This is a genomic window from Vogesella urethralis, assembly GCF_007644045.2.
Lineage (GTDB): Bacteria > Pseudomonadota > Gammaproteobacteria > Burkholderiales > Chromobacteriaceae > Vogesella > Vogesella urethralis.
This window is the reverse complement of record NZ_VMDW02000076.1, coordinates 112727-129357: the sequence shown is the minus strand read 5'-3', so window position 1 is coordinate 129357 and position 16631 is coordinate 112727. Positions and strand designations below refer to the sequence as shown.

Below are 16631 nucleotides of genomic sequence, written 5' to 3'. Positions count from 1 at the left end.
AACGACGCCGCCGGTAACACCGGCAGCGGCACGAGCAACTCCGGCAACATCGCCATCGACACCGCGCGGCCAACGCTGTCTGTCAGCCTGTCCAGCAGCACGCTGCTACCCAATCAGACGGCGGTGGTGACATTTACCTTCAGCGAACCGCCATTGGGTTTTGGCCTAGAGGATGTGCAGGCCAGCGGTGGGACGTTGTCTGAGCTGCGGCAAGGGGAGAGTGCGAATATCTGGCTGGCTACCTTTACCCCGACCCCGGGCATTACGGTCAACGGCAATGCCATTACCGTACCGGGTGGCTGGACCGATCTGGCGGGCAATACCCAACTGGCGACGGTGCAGTCGGATAACTATGTGGTGAATACCTTTGTGGAAAACAGCAAACCTGTCGACACAACGGTTGAAACACCGGTGCAGCCAGTAGTGGTGGAGGTGGTGCCGCCAGCGCCTACCGGCGATAGCGGTAGCGAGTTTGTACAGAGCCCGGCCGTGGTGGAAATCACCTCTGTGCTGTCGCCTGCCATTGCGCAGATTGCTCAGCTGGTACCCGTGCTGGCTGCGGAGAGCGGTAGCGGCCAGGCGATCGGCGTCCAGCCGGACCTGGCATTGACACAGTCTCGTGCCGGTGCCTTCCAGGTATTGGTCTTGCCCAGAACCGGGGGCGATGACAATTTGTCGGTAAACAACCCGCTGCGGGATCAGAGCGTGCCGCAGGGGGGCGGTGAGCAACAGATTGCGCTACCTGCCGATTTGTTTGCGCATACCAACCCGAATGAGACGGTTGTGCTGCTTGCCACGCAAGTCGATGGTCAACCGCTGCCGGCTTGGGTACAGTTCGACCCGCTGACAGGCAAGCTGATCGTGGATGCCGATAAGGCGCCGCCAGGCGAGGTGGTGGTGAAGGTGATTGCCCGCGATTCGCAGAACAGGGAAGCGGTGACGACATTCAAGCTGCTTGTGGGGTCACAGCGTGCAGAACTGGAACGCAAGGTTGCCGAAGGCAAGACCACGCTGTCTGCACAGTTGCAGCTTGCCAGCCGGGCACAGCAACAGACCATTCTGGAGAAAATCGCCAGCGGCCTTGGCCGTTTGGTAAAACTAGGCTGACATGACGCAAGAGTTTGAACGTAACCCGTTGTTGATTGCCCTGGATCTCGCGCACCGTGCCAGGCAGGTGACCGAGATCCAGGAGCTGTTTTTTTTGCTCGTGAATGACAGCAAGCGGCTGTTGCCTTACCGGCAGGCGGTGCTATGGCGTGAAGATAAAGGGGTGGTGTGTGTGTCGGGGGTATCGCAGTTTGATGCCAACTCACCCTATATGCTGTGGCTTGCCAAGCTTTGCCGGCGGCTATTTGCACAACAGACGCTGCCTCGTGTGGTGCAGGCTGCCGACGTCGCTGCACTCGATCCGGGGTTGGCCGCAGAGTGGTCGCAGTGGTTGGGGGGGCCGCTAGCCTGCTTTGTGTTGCCTGCCGACGGGGATGTGCCGGGCTTGCTGTACCTGGTACAGATGGAGCCTGAGCAACCCACCGCCAGCGTACCGTTGCTGGAAGAGTGGTTTTCAACCTGGGCATATTGTTACAAGTCGGTTGCCACGCCTCGTCTGCACTTGCGGCATGTGTTGCGCCGGCGTTGGCAGCATTGGCACAGCCTTGGGGCCGAGCTGCCGTGGTGGAAGCGCCGGCATTTTGTCATCGCGATGGCGCTGACTGCCTTGTTGCTGTTCCCGGTGCAACTGACGGTGTTGGCGCCGGCCGAAGTGGTGCCGGCCAGACCGGTGATGGTGCGGGCGCCGCTGGAAGGCGTGATCAAGCAGTTTTTCGTACAACCGAATGCGCGCGTCAAGGCAGGGCAGCCTTTGTATGCGTACGATGATGAGGCGCTGCGTGCAAAACTGGACGTTGCCAGCCAGGCATTTCAGGCGGCCGAAAGCGAATATCGCCAGTATGCCCAGCTGGCTTTGAACGATCAGAAATCGAAAAACCAGATCGCGGCCTTGCAAGCCAAACTGAACGAAAAGCAGATCGAGCTCGACTACCTGCAAGGGCAACTGGCGCGTGCCACCGTGCTGGCCTCCGCTGACGGCGTGGCGGTAATCGACGAACCCACCGAATGGATAGGCAAGCCGGTACAGGTTGGCGAGCGGGTGATGAAGCTGGCGCGCCCTGATGAGCTGGAGGTCGAAGCTTGGCTGTCGTTATCTGACCGGCTGGATTTTGACCACGACGCGGCAGTGCGCTTTTATCGTGCCGCACAGCCGTTTGCGCCGCTGGATGCCCGTTTGCGTTACATCGCTTATGAGGCGCAGCCCAGGCCGGAGGGCCACTTTGCCTACCGCGCTCGCGCAGCATTGCGCCAGCCGCCAGATACGGCGGTGCAGATCGGGCAGCGTGGTACCGCCAAGTTGTACGCCGGCTGGACCCCGATGATCTACTGGATCTTGCGTAAGCCCATTGCCACCGTACGCCAGTACCTGGCGATCTAGGGCGCAGCTGCAATGGACATCAAGCTGGACCCTTTGCGTGAAGACCTGGAGTTGCTGACGGATGGCCGTCTGGCAAACGGCCAACCGGTCTGGAAACTGTTCGATCCGCTGAAAAACCGCTTTTATCAACTGGACTGGCTGTCGTTCGAGATACTCTCGCGCTGGCATCTTGGCCAACCCGCGTTGGTACTGGATGCCATCCAGCAGCAGACGACCTTGCAGCCTAGTGCAGACGACATCGCCGCTTTGAGCCAGTTCTTGCTGCAACACGAACTGTTGCAGTTGCCTGCTGGCCGCCATGCCGAGAGCCTGAGCCGCTACAACAAGCAGCAAGGCAGTATTGGCAGCTGGTTGTTGCACAACTATCTGTTCTTCCGTTTGCCCTTGTTACGACCGGATGCACTGGTGAGTCGTCTTGCCGCGTACAGCCAGGTGTTTTTCAGCCCTCGCTTTTACTGGCTGACGTTGCTGGTAGCAGTTTTTTCACTGTGGCACGTGGGGCGGCAGTGGGACGCCTATCGCGCTACCCTGGTGGATATGTTCAGTCTGCAGGGGCTGCTGTACTACGGTTTGGCCATTACCTTTGTCAAGGTGGCGCATGAGTTCGGCCACGCCATTGCGGCCAAGCGCTTTGGCTGTCGCATCCCCACCATGGGCCTGGCATTCCTGGTGCTGTGGCCGGTTGCGTATACCGATACCAACGATGTCTGGCGCCTGGCAAACAAGCGGCAACGCTTGCTGGTCTCCAGCGCCGGCATCATCACCGAACTGACGATTGCGGTGTGGGCAACCCTCTGCTGGCTTTGGTTGCCGGAGGGGGGGCTGCGTACGGTTGCCTTCCTGTTGTCATCCACGACCTGGATTTCCACCTTGCTGATCAACGCCAGCCCCTTCATGCGATTTGACGGCTACTTCATCCTGTCCGATGCGCTAGGGGTGGTCAACCTGCACGAGCGTTGCTTCGATTACGCGCGCTGGCATCTGCGTCGCGTTCTGTTTGGTCTGCCGGACGCACCGCCGGAGTACCTGAATCGCACCAAGCACTGGCTAGCCATCGTGTTTGCCTGGGCGACTTGGCTGTACCGGTTGGTGGTGTTCCTGGGGATTGCCGTGCTGGTTTATCACTTTTTCATCAAGCTGGTCGGGATTCTGTTGTTTCTGGTAGAGATCGTCTGGTTTGTAGCCGGCCCTGTCTGGAAAGAAATTCAAGTGTGGATAGCCATGAAGTCTGCAATACGCGCGGCGGGCCGTTATCGCATCGTCGCGTTGCTGCTAGCGTTGGGTGGTTTGCTGTGTTTGCTGCCGTTGCCCGGCTACACCCGTCTTGCTGCGATGCTGTATCCCGCGCAATTGCAAACCGTGTACGCCCCTCCTGATGCCTACCTGTTACACAGCCAGATACGGCAGGGGCAAGTGGTGAAAGCGGGGCAGCCGCTGTTTGCCATGACGTCACCCCAGCTCAGGCAAACTTTCTTGCTTAACGAACAGCGCAGTCGTCAGTTGGCCGCACAGGAAAGCGGCGCCAGCTTTGATGATGACAGTCGCAGGGATTGGGAGGTACTGAACAGTAAATGGCAGCATGCGCAGAGCGAGGGTGGCTATCTGCAGAAAGAAATGATCAAGTACTTTCCGGTGGCGTCTTTTGATGGCCATGTGCTGGACGTCAACCCGGAGGTGCAGCAAAACGGTTGGTTGAGTGCTCGCGAACCGATGGCGGTGATCGCAGGCAATGGCCCTTATGAGGTGGTTGCGTATCTGCCAGAGACGGATCTGGCTTTGCTGGAGCGTGGTGCCGAGGCAACCTTTTTCCGCAATACCTTGTTCCCCACCAGCTTGGCGCTTGGCATGGTCTCGGTTTCTGCAGATGCGGAAAGCGAGCTGAGCATGCCCGAACTGGCGCTGGATGCCGGCGGCGATGTTGCCGTACGCAATCGCAACGGGCGGCTCTATCCCGAGAAAGCGGTGTACAAGGTGGTATTCCGTACGCAGCAGGCAGTGGATTTCAGCAAGCCGGTTTCGCGAGAGCGTGGTGTGGTGGTAGTCAGGCTGAAGCCGGCGTCCACATTGCTGACCTGGCTACGGGAAATCGCAGCCGTGTTTTACCGGGAATTCGGATTCTGAATGACAGGCCGCTCAGGAGGCGACAAGGCGATCGCCCTTGGCGGCTAACACAGCGTCGATGTATGTCATTTTGCCGGTGCCGGTGCCGGTGCTGGTGCTTCAGCAGGCTTGGGCCCGACCAGCAAGGCGGGCTGGTCGGGTGCTGGCGGCGTGCAGGCGCTAAGCGTTCTGGTGTTAACAGGCCCTAAGCCCTGCTTCAGTACTTGTGTTTCACAAACGGCTGATGATGCGTCTTGGGCGTCGGGTGCCGGAAGTTGATGCGGCCACGGCTCAGGTCGTAGGGCGACATTTCCACGGTGACGCGGTCACCCTGAATGACGCGGATCCGGTGCATCTTCATCTTGCCGGAACCATAGGCAAGAATTTCCAGCCCGTTATCCAGCTGCACGCGAAAGCGCGACTCCGGCAACATCTCGGTAACAACGCCTTCCAGCTCAATCATGTCTTCTTTTGACATGGGGTCTCCAATTCAGATGAATGCGCAACGAGGCCTGATCGTGTTGCGACGATATGTAAGGTGCTTCACAGGCTTCGGCGAAAGAACTCGTGCTGGACGGCAACAGCGCTACGGCAGGGAAGCATGCTTGGCATGAGGAAATGTTCTGATCGAACGGGCAAGCGCTTCACTGGAACAGTCAGGCAAGAAGGGGCATGCGGGTAACGAAAAGGACGTCACGCTACAGGTCGGCACCAAATGTGCGACAGGTGACAGCCTGCACAGTAACACGTTCTGGGCCAACGGGTACGGTTAACTGCAACCGTTGGCCGCAGGGAGCTACTGCGGCCAACGGCACAGGCAAGGTAAAGGGCTGGCGCCGGCCTAGGCTGTTTCGCAGCTGGTGATCAGCTCGTCCAGTGCCGGCTCAGCCAATTGCAAGGTGTTCATGCAGAAGTCTTTCAGTTTCACCCATTCGTGCGTCTGGCTCAGACCGGTACGCTGTTGCACCGCGTGTTCGGCGATCTGTGCCAAGGCAATCATTTCCATCGCCCGCTGTTGTGCGGCCGCCGGCAAGGCCATGGCCTGCAGGCTAGCAGGGTCGTGATGGCAATGAATGGCCGCCACGAAGTAATCCGGCAGGTGCCAGTCAGCTGCAATGAAAGCGCCAACCTGGGCGTGGTTGACGCCATACTCCCGGTTTTCGTGCTCGGTAAACACCTGCTCGGCGTCCTGATTGGCCTGGTTCAGGATGGCTTTGTAGTTGGCGTAGTGGGTCATCAGTACGGCAATGCCGACATCCCGGAACAAACCGAAAGTGAACACTTCGTCGTGCTTGTCCTTGTGCAGCTGTTTCGCCAGCCGGGCAGACATCTCGGCCACCCGCCAGGAGGAATCCCAGAAGCGGGTGGTGCTACTGCCGTTTGCCACTGACGACTGCAGCAAAAAGGCGCGGGCATAGAAGGCCACATTGCGCGCGCCGATCATTTGCAACGCCAGCGGAATGGAAGTGTTGTGCCGCAGCGAGTACACCGGGCTGTTGGATAGCTTGATCAGGCCGGCGCTTAGCGCCACGTCTTTCCTGATCAGCGCGCTCAGCTCACCGAAGTCAAAATCGGCACGGCCGATCAAGTGATCGATCTGGATCAGCACGGCGGGGCAGGCAGGCAAGGGGATATCGGATACCACTTGTTCGAACGTTTTGCTTTCATCGCTCATGGCACATCACTTTCTGCATATTGCTTGCTATTGCGCGGCCCTGCGGTACCCCGCTTCTGCTGGCACAGGCTATGCCATGTCGCGGCAGACAGCTTGCCGGCCAGCTGCGCCAGCCGGCTAACTCCCAGGCAATCTTGGCTGATCAAATTTATCGATATCATTGTGACAGTATTCGCGATCTCCAGCTTGATTTCCTGATGAATAATCCGCTCCGTCAGGGCGCATCGCCTGGCCGGCATGGGAAGTGCTGGCGTGCCACCGGCCCTTACGCGCTGCCCTCCAGGCCATGATCAGCGCCGAGTCTGCCCGGCAGGTTGCAGCGGTTTAGCAGGTTTCCAGCTACGCATAGCTGGCTATTTCATTAGCAGAAAATGCCAGAAACTTGTCATTTATTGTTGGTTTGATTTGGCAGCTTCCCCTTTTACAGTGCACATCACTGAAGCGCAGGCCGCCATGAAGGTCTGCCGAAGACACGCCGCGGCGGTTTGGCAACGGCGATGGCGGCCAAAGACGCTGGCCCGCAGCCGGCTGCCGGCACCATCGCCGTCGTCACCGCCCGCCGCGACAGTCGATTGCCATGTTGAAACAAGGGAACGCTTGATGAAAAAACCATTTACCCGCCGCCATCTCATGCTGCTTGCCGCCGCTACCGGCCTTGTCAGCCTGGCCATGCCGGCACTGGCCACCAGCCAGCTGATTGCTGCGACCAACCCGTCGGCCATCCCGGCGCAGGCTAAAGCACGCAAAGACACCATCGTCGGGGCCATTTCGGCGCCGCAGGGTATTTTCAACCCCTACCTGTTCAGTAACGGTTGGGACGAGAACGTGACCGAGGTGATCTTCGGCCGCCTGGTGGGGCTGGACGCGCAGGGCAAACCGCGCGCCGAGCAAGCCGAGTCGTGGCAGGTCAGCAAGGACGGCTTGCAGTACACGCTGAAACTGCGCAAGGGGCTGAAGTTCAGCGACGGTTCGCCGTTTACCGCCGATGACGTGGCGTTTACGCTGACCTTCCTGCACGACCCGGCCTACGACGGCGGTACCGATATCAGCCTGGCCAAGATCAAGGGTGGCGACGCGTACAAGGCCGGCAAGGCCAGCAGCGTGGAAGGCATCAAGGTGCTGAACCCGCAGACCATCCAGATCACCGTCACCGAGCCGGGCGCCACCACGCTGCAGCTGATCGGTGGCCCGGTGCTGTCGCGTGCCTGGTACGGCCGTGGCTATCAGCCGGGCAAGCTGGACGAGCTGCGCCAGTACAGCAGCAAGCCGCTGGGTGCCGGCCCCTATGTCTACGACAAGTTCATTCCGGGGCAGGAAGTGCGTTTCCACGCCAACCCGTACTACTTTGCCGGCAAGCCGGCAGTGCCCAACTTCATTTACCGCATCACCAGCGACGCCACCAAGCTGCAGCTGTTCCAGACCGGCGAAACCGACCTGGAAGGCTTTTCGATCAATGCCGACAATATCGAACAGCTGAAGTCGCTGGGCTTTGCCAACCTCAATATCTACAACGCCAGCGACTACAGCCTGATCGAGTTCAACCACAATAAGCCGGCGCTGAAAGACGTGCGCGTGCGCCAGGCGCTGACCTATGCGCTGGACCGCAAAAAGGTGGTGGATGTGGTGTACCAGGGCTACGGCAGTGTCGCCACGCTGCCGCTGTCGCCGGTGTCCTGGGCTTACGACACCAAGGGGGTGAACCCCTACAACTACGACCCGGCCAAAGCTGCCGCGCTGCTGGAGCAGGCGGGCTGGAAGCTGGGTAGCGACGGCATCCGCGAGAAGGGCGGGCAAAAGCTGGTGGTGACGCTGCTGGCGACCAAGAGCCTGCTGAACGATGCGCTGATCCCCATCGCCAAGGAAAGCTTCAAGCGGGTAGGGGTAGAGCTGCGCCCCGAGGTGTCGGATTTCAACGCGCTGCTGGCCAAGCGCAAGGCCGGCAACTTTGACCTGGCTACCTTCCGTACCTCCGGCCTGAACGACCCGCACGACGGCGTGGCGCGCTTCCGCTACACCGAAAACGAAGTGGGCTACAAGAACGCGCAGGTCGACAAGCTGATCAACGCCGGCAACGCCACGCTGGACATCGGCAAGCGCAAGGCCATCTACCACCAGCTGTATCAGGTGCTGGCCAACGACGCGCCGCTGATCCTGCTGGCCAACCGCAAGCTGCTGTACGTCAACAGCAGCCGCATCGGCAACTACCAGCCCGACGTGTTCAACGGCATTTTCGGCAGCCTGCCCAAGCTGAAGATCCAGTACTAAGCCGCCTGTCGCCAACCCCGGCCGCTGCGCTTGTCACCGTAGCGGCCGGCTTCATTTCCGGATGGACGCATCGTGCGAACCTATGTCTTGCGGCGCCTGCTGGGCGCCATTCCCTTGTTGTTCGGCGCCTCGCTATTGATCTTCCTGGTGTTTGCGCTGACCCCGGGCGATTTCATCGACGGCAATATCAACCTTACCCCGCAGCGCGCGGCCGAGCTGAAAGCACTGTACGGGCTGGACCGCCCGCTGTGGGCGCGCTACCTCAGCTGGCTTGGCCAACTGCTACAGGGCGACCTGGGCTTTTCTTTGCAGCACCAGATACCGGTCAGCACCTTGCTGGGGCAGTACCTGTGGAGCAGCTTCCTGCTGGCGCTGGTATCGCTGCTGCTGTACTGGACGCTGTCGCTGGCGGTGGGGGTGCTGGCGGCGGTGCGGCCCTACGGCTGGTTTGACCGCGTGGTAACGCTATTGGTGTTTGCCGCCATGAGCTTTCCGGTGTTCTTCCTGTGCCTGCTGTTGATCAAGTGGTTTGCCGTGGACCTGGGCTGGCTGCCGGTAGGCGGCATGATCAGCATCGGCAGTAATGCCACTGGTTGGGCGTACGCGCTGGACGTGGCCCGCCACATGGTGTTGCCGGTACTGACGCTGGTGATGCTGCAGGCCGGCGGCCTGACGCGTTACGTACGCGCCAGCATGCTGGACGCACTGGCGATGGACTGTGTGCGAACAGCGCGGGCCAAGGGCTTGCCGGAACGGGTGGTGATCCTGCGCCACGCGCTGCGCAATGCGCTGTTGCCGCTGATCGCGCTGTTGGGCTTCGAGCTGCCGGGGCTGTTTGCCGGCGCCATCGTCACCGAAAAAATCTTCAACTGGCCGGGTGTCGGCCATATCCATATCGATACGTTGGCCGCACGCGATTACCCGGTGCTGATGAGCTTCACCCTGCTGCTGGCCGTGCTCACCATTGTGGGCAACCTGCTGGCCGACGTGCTGTCGGCGCTGGCCGATCCGCGTATCCGTCTGCGTTAAGGAGTTGTGATGTCTGTGTTGTCTTTACGTTTGCCGTGGCGTCGCCGTCAGGCCGAGCTGGCCGGCTTTGCCGCCGCCGGCCGCACGCCGTGGCAGCAGGCGCTGACCCGGCTGTGGCGCAATCGCCCGGCCGTGCTGGCGCTGTTGTTCCTGGCGCTGATGGTGATCGCCTGCGCGATCGGCCCGTGGCTGCTGCCGTGGGATCTGGAAACCACCGATGCACTGGCGGCCAACCATCCGCCCGGTGCCGGTCACTGGCTGGGCACCGACTTTCTGGGGCGCGACATCCTTACCCGTCTGCTGCACGCCGGTCGCATCTCGCTGGCGGTAGGGCTGGTATCGGTGGTGTTGTCGGTGGTGCTGGGTTACCTGCTGGGTGCGCTGGCCGGCTACGCGGGGGGCTGGGTGGATGGCGCCATCATGCGGCTGGCCGACCTGCTGATGACCATCCCCAGCTTGCCCTTGCTGATCATCCTGGGTGCCTTGCTGTCCGAGCTGCAGGTGGCGCCGGAGCAGCGCATCTACCTGGTGATGCTGATGCTCAGCCTGCTGGGCTGGACCAACCTGGCCCGCATCATCCGCGGCCAGGTGCAATCGCTGCGCAGCCGCGACTTCATGCTGGCCACCGAAGTGCTGGGCCTGCCGTTGTGGCGCCGCCTGCTGGTGCACCTGCTGCCCAATACCATCCCGACCCTGATCGTGGTGGCCACTACCGGCGTGGCCGGCGCCATCCTCAACGAGTCCTACCTCAGCTACCTGGGCCTGGGCGTGGTACCGCCCACGCCGTCGTGGGGCAATATGATGGATACCGCCAACAGCTTTGTGGACTTCCAGCGCCGGCCCTGGCTGTGGATGCCGCCCGGCCTGGCCATCTTTGCCACCGTGATCGCCATCAACGTGCTGGGCGACGGCCTGCGCGACGCGCTTGACCCGCGCCTGCAGGCAAGGGGTGCACGATGAGCCAGCCATTGATCAAGTTTGACCGCCTCAGCGTGCAGTTCACCACCGAGCACGGCGTGGCGCGCGCGGTGCAGGAGGTGAGTTTTGCCATCCACGCTGGCGAAAGCGTGGCGGTGGTGGGCGAGTCCGGCTGCGGCAAGAGCGTGACCGCGCTCAGCCTGATGGGCCTGCTCCCGCCGGCGCCGGCCTGCCGCCTGGGCGGCGAAGTGCGGCTGGATGCGGCCAACCTGCTGGCTTTGCCGCCGGCAGCGTGGCGCCCGCTGCGTGGCCGCGATATCGCCATGGTGTTCCAGGAGCCGATGAGCGCGCTGAACCCGGTGCTGACCGTGGGCGAGCAGCTGATGGAACCGCTGCTGACCCACCGCCAGCTCAGCCCCGCCGCCGCGTGGCAACAGGCCATCGCGCTGCTGCAACAGGTGGGCATTGCGCGGCCGGAGGCCATCGCCGCCAGCTACCCGCACCAGCTGTCGGGCGGCATGCTGCAACGGGTGATGCTGGCCATCGCCATCAGCTGCCAGCCGCGGCTGCTGATTGCCGACGAGCCGACTACCGCGCTGGACGTGACCATCCAGGCGCAGATTCTCGACTTGCTGCGCCGCCTGCAGCAGGCCAGCGGCATGGCGCTGCTACTGATTACGCACGACCTGGGCATCGTGGCCGAAATGGCCGACCGCGTGGTGGTGATGTACGCCGGCCGCGTGGTGGAAACCGGTAGCGTGCGAGACATCTTCCGCCACCCGCAGCACCCGTATACCCAGGGCCTGCTGGCGTCGCGGCCGGTGCCTGGGCGCCGTCTGGCACGCTTGGCCGCCATCCCCGGCCAGGTGCCCAGCCCGCTGGCGCTGCCCGATCACTGCGCCTTTGCCGACCGCTGCCCGCACGCGCAGCCAAGCTGCCTGCAGCAGCAACCGGCGTTGCGGGCCACCCGCCCGGGCCAGCAGGTGGCGTGCCTGTTGGCGGGCATTACCGAGGAGGCCGCATGAGCGACGATACCCTGTTGGCCGTTACCGGCCTGGTCAAACACTTCCCGCTGCACGGCGGCGTGCTGGGGCGCCAGACCGGCGCGGTACGGGCGGTGGACGACGTGAGCTTTGTGGTGCGCCGTGGCCGCAGCCTGGGCCTGGTGGGCGAGTCGGGCAGCGGCAAGACCACGGTTGGCCGCACCGTATTGGGCTTGCATCAAAAAGACGCTGGCGAAGTGCGCTTTGCCGGCCACGATCTGCACGCGCTGGACAAAGCCGCGCTGCGCCGGCTGCGGCCGCAGCTGCAGCTGGTATTCCAGGACCCGCTGGGCTCGCTTAACCCGCGCCTGCGCGTGGGCGATGCGATCGGCGAGGCGCTGCTGGCGCATGGTTTGTGCCGGCGCGAGGCGCTGCGCGAGCGGGTGCTGGCGGTGATGGCCAGTTGCGGCCTGGGCGAGGAGCATTACCACCGCTACCCGCACGAGTTCAGCGGCGGCCAGCGTCAGCGCGTCGGCATTGCGCGCGCACTGGCCTTGCAGCCGGCGCTGATCGTGGCCGACGAGCCGGTGTCGGCGCTGGACGTGTCGATCCAGGCGCAGATCATCAACCTGTTTACCGATCTCAAGCAGCAAGGGGTGAGCTTTCTGTTCATCTCGCACGACCTGGCGGTGGTCGAGCACCTGTGCGAAGACGTGGCAGTGATGTACCTGGGCCAGATTGTGGAGCAGGGGAGCCGCGAGCAGGTGTTCGGCCAGCCGCGCCACCCGTACACCCGCGCCTTGCTGTCGGCGATACCGGTGGCCGACCCGGACGCCAGGCGCGAGCGGGTGGTGCTGCAGGGCGAGCCGCCCAGCCCGGCCAACCCGCCCGCCGGCTGCCGTTTCCACACCCGCTGCCCGCAGGCCAAGGCGCTATGCAGCCAGCAGGCGCCGGTGGTGTCCAGCGTGGCGCCTAGGCACCAGGTGCGCTGCCATTTGCAGGCATAAGGCGATGACGGCACAGCGTTAAAACTGTGCCGTTTATCTGGGTTCATGCGGCATGGCGGCGTTCTGGCATTGGCCCGCTAGCCATGAAAGACGCCAGGCCATGCGTACCCGCCGTGCCTTGCCGACACGCGGGTACCGCATGTTGTGCACGGGCGTGCTTGCAAGCACAGCGACCTCACCCGCGCCGTACCGGCCGGCATCGGCCACATGGTGATCATGCTCGCCTTCGTCAACCACAACCTGGCGCGCCGCATGAAGCAGGTAGCGCGCGCGCAGCGCATCAGCGTCAGCTATATCGGGCGCAAGCAATAGGAGATGGCGTGCGGCAACAGCTGGCCGGTTCAGAAACAGCCGGCATCGTGGCGGTTGGCATAGTGTGCCAGCCATTGTTCCAGCAGCGCGCGGGTGGCGCCGCTTTGTGCCATTTTCCTGAGTGCCGCGTCGGTACTGGCAATCACGCTATCGGGCACCCGCCGGCCAAACCCCAGGTAGATCTTGTTGCTGGAAACCGGGGTCGGCAGGTCGTGGATCTGGCGGTACAGCCCGGTCTTTTTCAGGTAGGCCAGCCCCACGTAGCGCCCGGTCACAAAGTAATCGATGCGCTTTAGCGCCAGCTTCTTGAAGTTGGCCTCCATGCTTGGTGCCGTTTCCACCTGCAGCTGGCTGGCAAGGTATTCGTCGAAGCCCTCACCAAACACATCGCCCAGGCTGACGCCGCCGCGGTACGGTTTGAGGCTTTCCCAGCTCAGGTAGCGCAGGCTGCTGTCGCGGCGGGTAAATACCGCAATCGGGTTATCGAACGCTGGCTGCTTGCCAAAGCGCAAGTAACGCGCGCGCTCGGCGTTGATGCGCAGCGGCAGGATGATGTCCAGCTGGCCGGTTTCGGCCATTTGCAGCACCCGCTTCCACGGGTAGACCACCGCGTGCAGCTGCACCGCTGCCGGCATCACCTGCTTCAGCAATGCCACGCTGGCGCCGGTCAGTACATGATTGTCCTGGCACCAGTGGTAGGGCGGGTAGTCCGGGTTGCCTGAGTAGTGCAGTGTCAGCGTTGCCGCCGCGCGCGCACTGATGCACAGGCATAGACAGGCCAGGCAGGTGAGGCCGAACCCACGCCACGTTGCCGCAAGCGGCGTCGCACCGTAGGTTCGGGGGGCAGGGTGGAGGTATGAAGCAGGCATGGCTTCAAGCTATGCAATGGCATGCCATCTGTCCAGCTGGAAAAAAGCCCTTGCCGGCAAAGCCGGCAAGGGCGTCAGGGCCATGCTATCTCAGGAGGGTGTTACAAACTGGGGAAGGCGAACTGCGACGCCTCGTGGCTGGCGCGCTGCGGCCAACGTTGGGTGATGGTTTTGCGCTTGGTGTAGAAGCGCACGCCGTCCGGGCCGTAGGCGTGCAGGTCGCCAAACAGCGAGCGCTTCCAGCCGCCAAAGCTGTGGTAGGCCACCGGTACCGGCAGCGGCACGTTGACGCCTACCATGCCCACTTCGATTTCGTCGCAGAACAGGCGCGCGGCTTCGCCGTCGCGGGTAAACAGGCAGGTGCCGTTGCCGTATTCGTGATCGTTGATCAGCTGCATGGCGGCTTCCAGGCTGTTGACGCGCACGATGCACAGCACCGGGCCGAAGATTTCTTCCTGGTAGATCGCCATGTCGGTGCCGACGTGGTCGAACAGCGTGCCGCCGACAAAGTAACCTTGCTCGTGGCCGGCTACCGACAGGCTGCGGCCATCCACCACCAGCTTGGCGCCTTGCGCCACGCCGCTATCGATATAGCCTTTCACGCGGTCGCGGGCGGTGGCGGTCACCAGCGGGCCCATGTCCAGGCCGCAGCTGGTGCCGGCGCCCACTTTCAGCGCCTGGATTTTCGGTACCAGTTTTTCTACCAGCTTGTCGGCCACCTGGTCACCCACGGCCACCACCACCGAGATGGCCATGCAGCGCTCGCCGCAGGAGCCGAAGGCGGCGCCCATCAGCGCGTTGACAGTGTTGTCGAGGTCGGCGTCCGGCAGCACCACGGCGTGGTTCTTGGCCCCGCCCAGTGCCTGTACGCGTTTGCCGCGCTTGTTGGCCTCGGTGTAGATGTACTCGGCAATCGGGGTGGAGCCGACAAAACTGATGGCTTTCACTTCCGGCGCTTCAATCAGCGCGTCCACGGCGGCTTTGTCGCCGTTTACCACGTTCAGCACGCCGGCGGGCAGGCCGGCTTCCTGCAGCAGCTGGGCGATGAACAGCGTGGATGAGGGGTCGCGCTCGGACGGCTTCAGGATGAAGCAGTTGCCGCAGGCAATGGCCAGCGGGTACATCCACAGCGGCACCATGGCCGGGAAGTTGAACGGGGTGATGCCGGCTACCACGCCCAGCGGCTGGAAGTCGCTCCAGCTGTCGATATTGGGGCCGACGTTGCGGTTGTACTCGCCCTTCAGCAGCTCGGGCACGCCGCAGGCGTACTCGACATTTTCGATGCCGCGTTGCAGCTCGCCGATGGCGTCTTCGATGGTTTTGCCGTGCTCTTCGCTGATCATGGCGGCGATCTGGTCACGGTTGGCTTCCAGCAGCTGCTTGAAGCGGAACATTACCTGCGCCCGCTTGGCCGGCGGGGTGTTGCGCCAGGCCGGGAACGCAGCCTTGGCGCTGTCGATGGCCAGCTGGATGGTGGCCTGGTCGGCCAGCTCTACCTGGCGCACGGCTTCGCCGATGGACGGGTTGAACACTTGGGCGCTGCGGCCGGAGCGGGTAACGAGTTCGCCGTTGATGAGATGGGGTACGGTATTCATTGCTTGCCTCTGAATCGTGTCGATGCGTCGTATGCGTGGCTGCCGGGCTCAGGCAGTCTGGTTCAGGATGTCGCCCACGGCGTTGAACAGGGTGTCCAGTTGCGCCGGCGTGGTCGTGAAGCTGGGGCCGAACTGTAGCGTGTCGCCACCGAAGCGCACGTAAAAACCGGCCTGCCACAGCTTGATGCCGGCCTCGTACGGACGGATGGCGGCGTCGCCGTCGCGCGGCGCCAGCTGCAGCGCGCCGGCCAGCCCGCAGTTGCGGATGTCCACGATGTGCTTGCTGCCGCGCAGTGCGTGCAGTTTTTCCTCGAACACCGGCGCCAGCGCGGCCGATTGTTCGATCAGCTGGTCTTTCTTCAGCAGCTCCAGCGTGGCCAGGCCGGCGGCGCAGGCTACCGGGTGGCCGGAGTAGGTGTAGCCATGGGTGAATTCGATGGCGTGCAGCGGCAGCTGTTGCTGCATGAAGGTCTGGTAGATCTCGTTGGACGCCACCACCGCGCCCAGCGGAATGGCACCGTTGGTGATCTGTTTGGCGGTATTGATGATGTCCGGGGTCACGCCGAAGTACTCGGAACCGGTCCACTTGCCCATGCGGCCGAAGGCGGTAATCACCTCGTCGAAGATCAGCAGGATGTTGTGCTGGGTGCAGATTTCGCGCAGGCGCTGCAGGTAGCCCTGCGGCGGCACGATGACGCCGGCCGAGCCGGACATCGGCTCCACGATGACGGCGGCGATATTGGACGCGTCGTGCAGTTCGATCAGCTTCAGCAGCTCGTTGGCCAGCGCCACGCCGCCGGTTTCCGCCATGCCCTTGGTGAAGGCCAGGTCCGGCTGCAGCGTGTGCGGCAGGTGGTCGGCGTCCATCAGTTGGCCGTACAGCTTGCGGTTACCGCCGATGCCGCCCAGCGAAGTGCCGCCGATGTTGACGCCGTGGTAGCCACGGGCGCGGCCGATCATGCGGGTTTTGGTGGGCTGGCCCTTCAGGCGCCAGTAGGCCTTGGCCAGTTTGACGGCGGTGTCGGCGCACTCGGAGCCGGAGCCGGTAAACATCACGTGGTCCATGCCGGCGGGCATGATGTCGGCCACTTTTTCGGCCAGTTTGAACGCCAGCGGGTGGCCGTACTGGAAGCCGGGCGCGTAGTCCAGCGTGTCCAGCTGGCGGGCGACCGCCTCCTGGATTTCCTTGCGGTTATGGCCGGCGCCGCAGGTCCACAGGCCGGACAGGCTATCGAAAATGCGGCGGCCCTTGTCGTCGATGAAGTGGTTGCCGTCGGCCGCCACGATGATGCGCGGGTCTTGCTGGAAGGCACGGTTGGCCGAAAACGGCATCCATTGGCTATCGAGTTTCAGCTCGGTGTCGAGGCTGGGCACGGCGTAAGTGGTCATCGGT

14 protein-coding genes are annotated in these 16631 nt (G+C 62.9%); 9 read left to right on the top strand and 5 right to left on the bottom strand.

Going from position 1 to position 16631, the window contains the following annotated elements; genetic code table 11:
- The 3 genes from FLQ03_RS19100 to FLQ03_RS08590 all read left to right on the top strand — a co-directional run.
- Nucleotides 1-1107, top strand: a 1107-nt coding sequence (locus FLQ03_RS19100; RefSeq protein ID WP_206210905.1) for an Ig-like domain-containing protein, incomplete at its 5' end; no start/stop codon positions are given.
- Between the two features lies 1 nt (nucleotide 1108).
- Nucleotides 1109-2485, top strand: coding sequence for an efflux RND transporter periplasmic adaptor subunit (locus FLQ03_RS08595; RefSeq protein ID WP_144372466.1), 1377 nt, complete (start codon nucleotides 1109-1111; stop codon nucleotides 2483-2485).
- A 12-nt stretch (nucleotides 2486-2497) separates the two neighbouring features.
- Entirely contained in the window at nucleotides 2498-4606 is a 2109-nt protein-coding gene (locus FLQ03_RS08590; RefSeq protein WP_144372465.1) for a site-2 protease family protein, read from the top strand.
- A 196-nt stretch (nucleotides 4607-4802) separates the two neighbouring features.
- Here FLQ03_RS08590 and infA read toward each other — a convergent pair whose 3' ends face one another.
- Together infA and FLQ03_RS08580 are read right to left on the bottom strand one after the other, a co-directional pair.
- Nucleotides 4803-5063, bottom strand: coding sequence for a translation initiation factor IF-1 (gene infA / locus FLQ03_RS08585; RefSeq protein ID WP_144372464.1), 261 nt, complete (start codon nucleotides 5061-5063; stop codon nucleotides 4803-4805).
- Nucleotides 5064-5426: 363 nt separating this feature from the next.
- Nucleotides 5427-6260 carry an HDOD domain-containing protein gene (locus tag FLQ03_RS08580; protein ID WP_144372463.1) on the bottom strand — a complete coding sequence of 278 codons (834 nt, stop codon included), beginning with the start codon at nucleotides 6258-6260 and terminating at the stop codon, nucleotides 5427-5429.
- Nucleotides 6261-6860: 600 nt separating this feature from the next.
- Between FLQ03_RS08580 and FLQ03_RS08575 the strand changes: the two genes are divergently transcribed.
- The 6 genes from FLQ03_RS08575 to FLQ03_RS19095 all read left to right on the top strand — a co-directional run bounded on the left by FLQ03_RS08575 (nucleotide 6861) and on the right by FLQ03_RS19095 (nucleotide 12774).
- The gene (locus tag FLQ03_RS08575; protein ID WP_206210904.1) at nucleotides 6861-8525 is read left to right on the top strand and encodes an ABC transporter substrate-binding protein; all 1665 of its coding nucleotides are present in this window, start codon (nucleotides 6861-6863) and stop codon (nucleotides 8523-8525) included.
- A 72-nt stretch (nucleotides 8526-8597) separates the two neighbouring features.
- The gene (locus FLQ03_RS08570) at nucleotides 8598-9554 is read left to right on the top strand and encodes an ABC transporter permease (protein WP_144372462.1); all 957 of its coding nucleotides are present in this window, start codon (nucleotides 8598-8600) and stop codon (nucleotides 9552-9554) included.
- 9 nt (nucleotides 9555-9563) lie between these two features.
- On the top strand, nucleotides 9564-10514 hold the full coding sequence (locus FLQ03_RS08565) for an ABC transporter permease (protein ID WP_144372461.1): 951 nt from the start codon (nucleotides 9564-9566) through the stop codon (nucleotides 10512-10514).
- The gene (locus FLQ03_RS08560; RefSeq protein ID WP_144372460.1) at nucleotides 10511-11497 is read left to right on the top strand and encodes an ABC transporter ATP-binding protein; all 987 of its coding nucleotides are present in this window, start codon (nucleotides 10511-10513) and stop codon (nucleotides 11495-11497) included. Before FLQ03_RS08565 ends, FLQ03_RS08560 begins: the two co-directional genes overlap by 4 nt.
- Complete coding sequence (locus tag FLQ03_RS08555; RefSeq protein ID WP_144372459.1) at nucleotides 11494-12462, top strand: ABC transporter ATP-binding protein; 969 nt, start codon at nucleotides 11494-11496, stop codon at nucleotides 12460-12462. The genes FLQ03_RS08560 and FLQ03_RS08555 overlap by 4 nt, the downstream gene beginning before the upstream one ends.
- Before the next feature lie 144 nt (nucleotides 12463-12606).
- Nucleotides 12607-12774, top strand: a complete 168-nt coding sequence (locus tag FLQ03_RS19095; RefSeq protein ID WP_170252356.1) for a hypothetical protein — start codon at nucleotides 12607-12609, stop codon at nucleotides 12772-12774.
- A gap of 29 nt (nucleotides 12775-12803) precedes the next feature.
- On the opposite strand, the gene FLQ03_RS08550 is transcribed toward FLQ03_RS19095, so the two are convergent.
- From FLQ03_RS08550 to aptA, 3 genes are all read right to left on the bottom strand, one after another.
- The gene (locus FLQ03_RS08550) at nucleotides 12804-13643 is read right to left on the bottom strand and encodes a substrate-binding periplasmic protein (protein WP_144372458.1); all 840 of its coding nucleotides are present in this window, start codon (nucleotides 13641-13643) and stop codon (nucleotides 12804-12806) included.
- A gap of 101 nt (nucleotides 13644-13744) precedes the next feature.
- Nucleotides 13745-15238 carry a CoA-acylating methylmalonate-semialdehyde dehydrogenase gene (locus FLQ03_RS08545; protein ID WP_144372457.1) on the bottom strand — a complete coding sequence of 498 codons (1494 nt, stop codon included), beginning with the start codon at nucleotides 15236-15238 and terminating at the stop codon, nucleotides 13745-13747.
- Nucleotides 15239-15286: 48 nt separating this feature from the next.
- Nucleotides 15287-16627: an omega-aminotransferase AptA gene (gene aptA / locus FLQ03_RS08540; RefSeq protein WP_144372456.1), complete on the bottom strand. Its 1341-nt coding sequence runs from the start codon at nucleotides 16625-16627 to the stop codon at nucleotides 15287-15289.
- Nucleotides 16628-16631 lie beyond the last annotated feature (4 nt).

Excerpts from the sequence above, each read along its gene's own strand:
- FLQ03_RS08595 (WP_144372466.1), top strand. The coding sequence starts at position 1,109 with ATGACGCAAGAGTTTGAACGTAACCCGTTGTTGATTGCCCTGGATCTC.
- FLQ03_RS08545 (WP_144372457.1), bottom strand. The coding sequence starts at position 15,238 with ATGAATACCGTACCCCATCTCATCAACGGCGAACTCGTTACCCGCTCC.
- FLQ03_RS08565 (WP_144372461.1), top strand. The coding sequence starts at position 9,564 with ATGTCTGTGTTGTCTTTACGTTTGCCGTGGCGTCGCCGTCAGGCCGAG.
- FLQ03_RS08560 (WP_144372460.1), top strand. The coding sequence starts at position 10,511 with ATGAGCCAGCCATTGATCAAGTTTGACCGCCTCAGCGTGCAGTTCACC.
- FLQ03_RS08580 (WP_144372463.1), bottom strand. The coding sequence starts at position 6,260 with ATGAGCGATGAAAGCAAAACGTTCGAACAAGTGGTATCCGATATCCCC.
- FLQ03_RS08550 (WP_144372458.1), bottom strand. The coding sequence starts at position 13,643 with ATGCCTGCTTCATACCTCCACCCTGCCCCCCGAACCTACGGTGCGACG.
- infA (WP_144372464.1), bottom strand. The coding sequence starts at position 5,063 with ATGTCAAAAGAAGACATGATTGAGCTGGAAGGCGTTGTTACCGAGATG.
- FLQ03_RS08590 (WP_144372465.1), top strand. The coding sequence starts at position 2,498 with ATGGACATCAAGCTGGACCCTTTGCGTGAAGACCTGGAGTTGCTGACG.
- FLQ03_RS08575 (WP_206210904.1), top strand. The coding sequence starts at position 6,861 with ATGAAAAAACCATTTACCCGCCGCCATCTCATGCTGCTTGCCGCCGCT.
- FLQ03_RS08555 (WP_144372459.1), top strand. The coding sequence starts at position 11,494 with ATGAGCGACGATACCCTGTTGGCCGTTACCGGCCTGGTCAAACACTTC.
- aptA (WP_144372456.1), bottom strand. The coding sequence starts at position 16,627 with ATGACCACTTACGCCGTGCCCAGCCTCGACACCGAGCTGAAACTCGAT.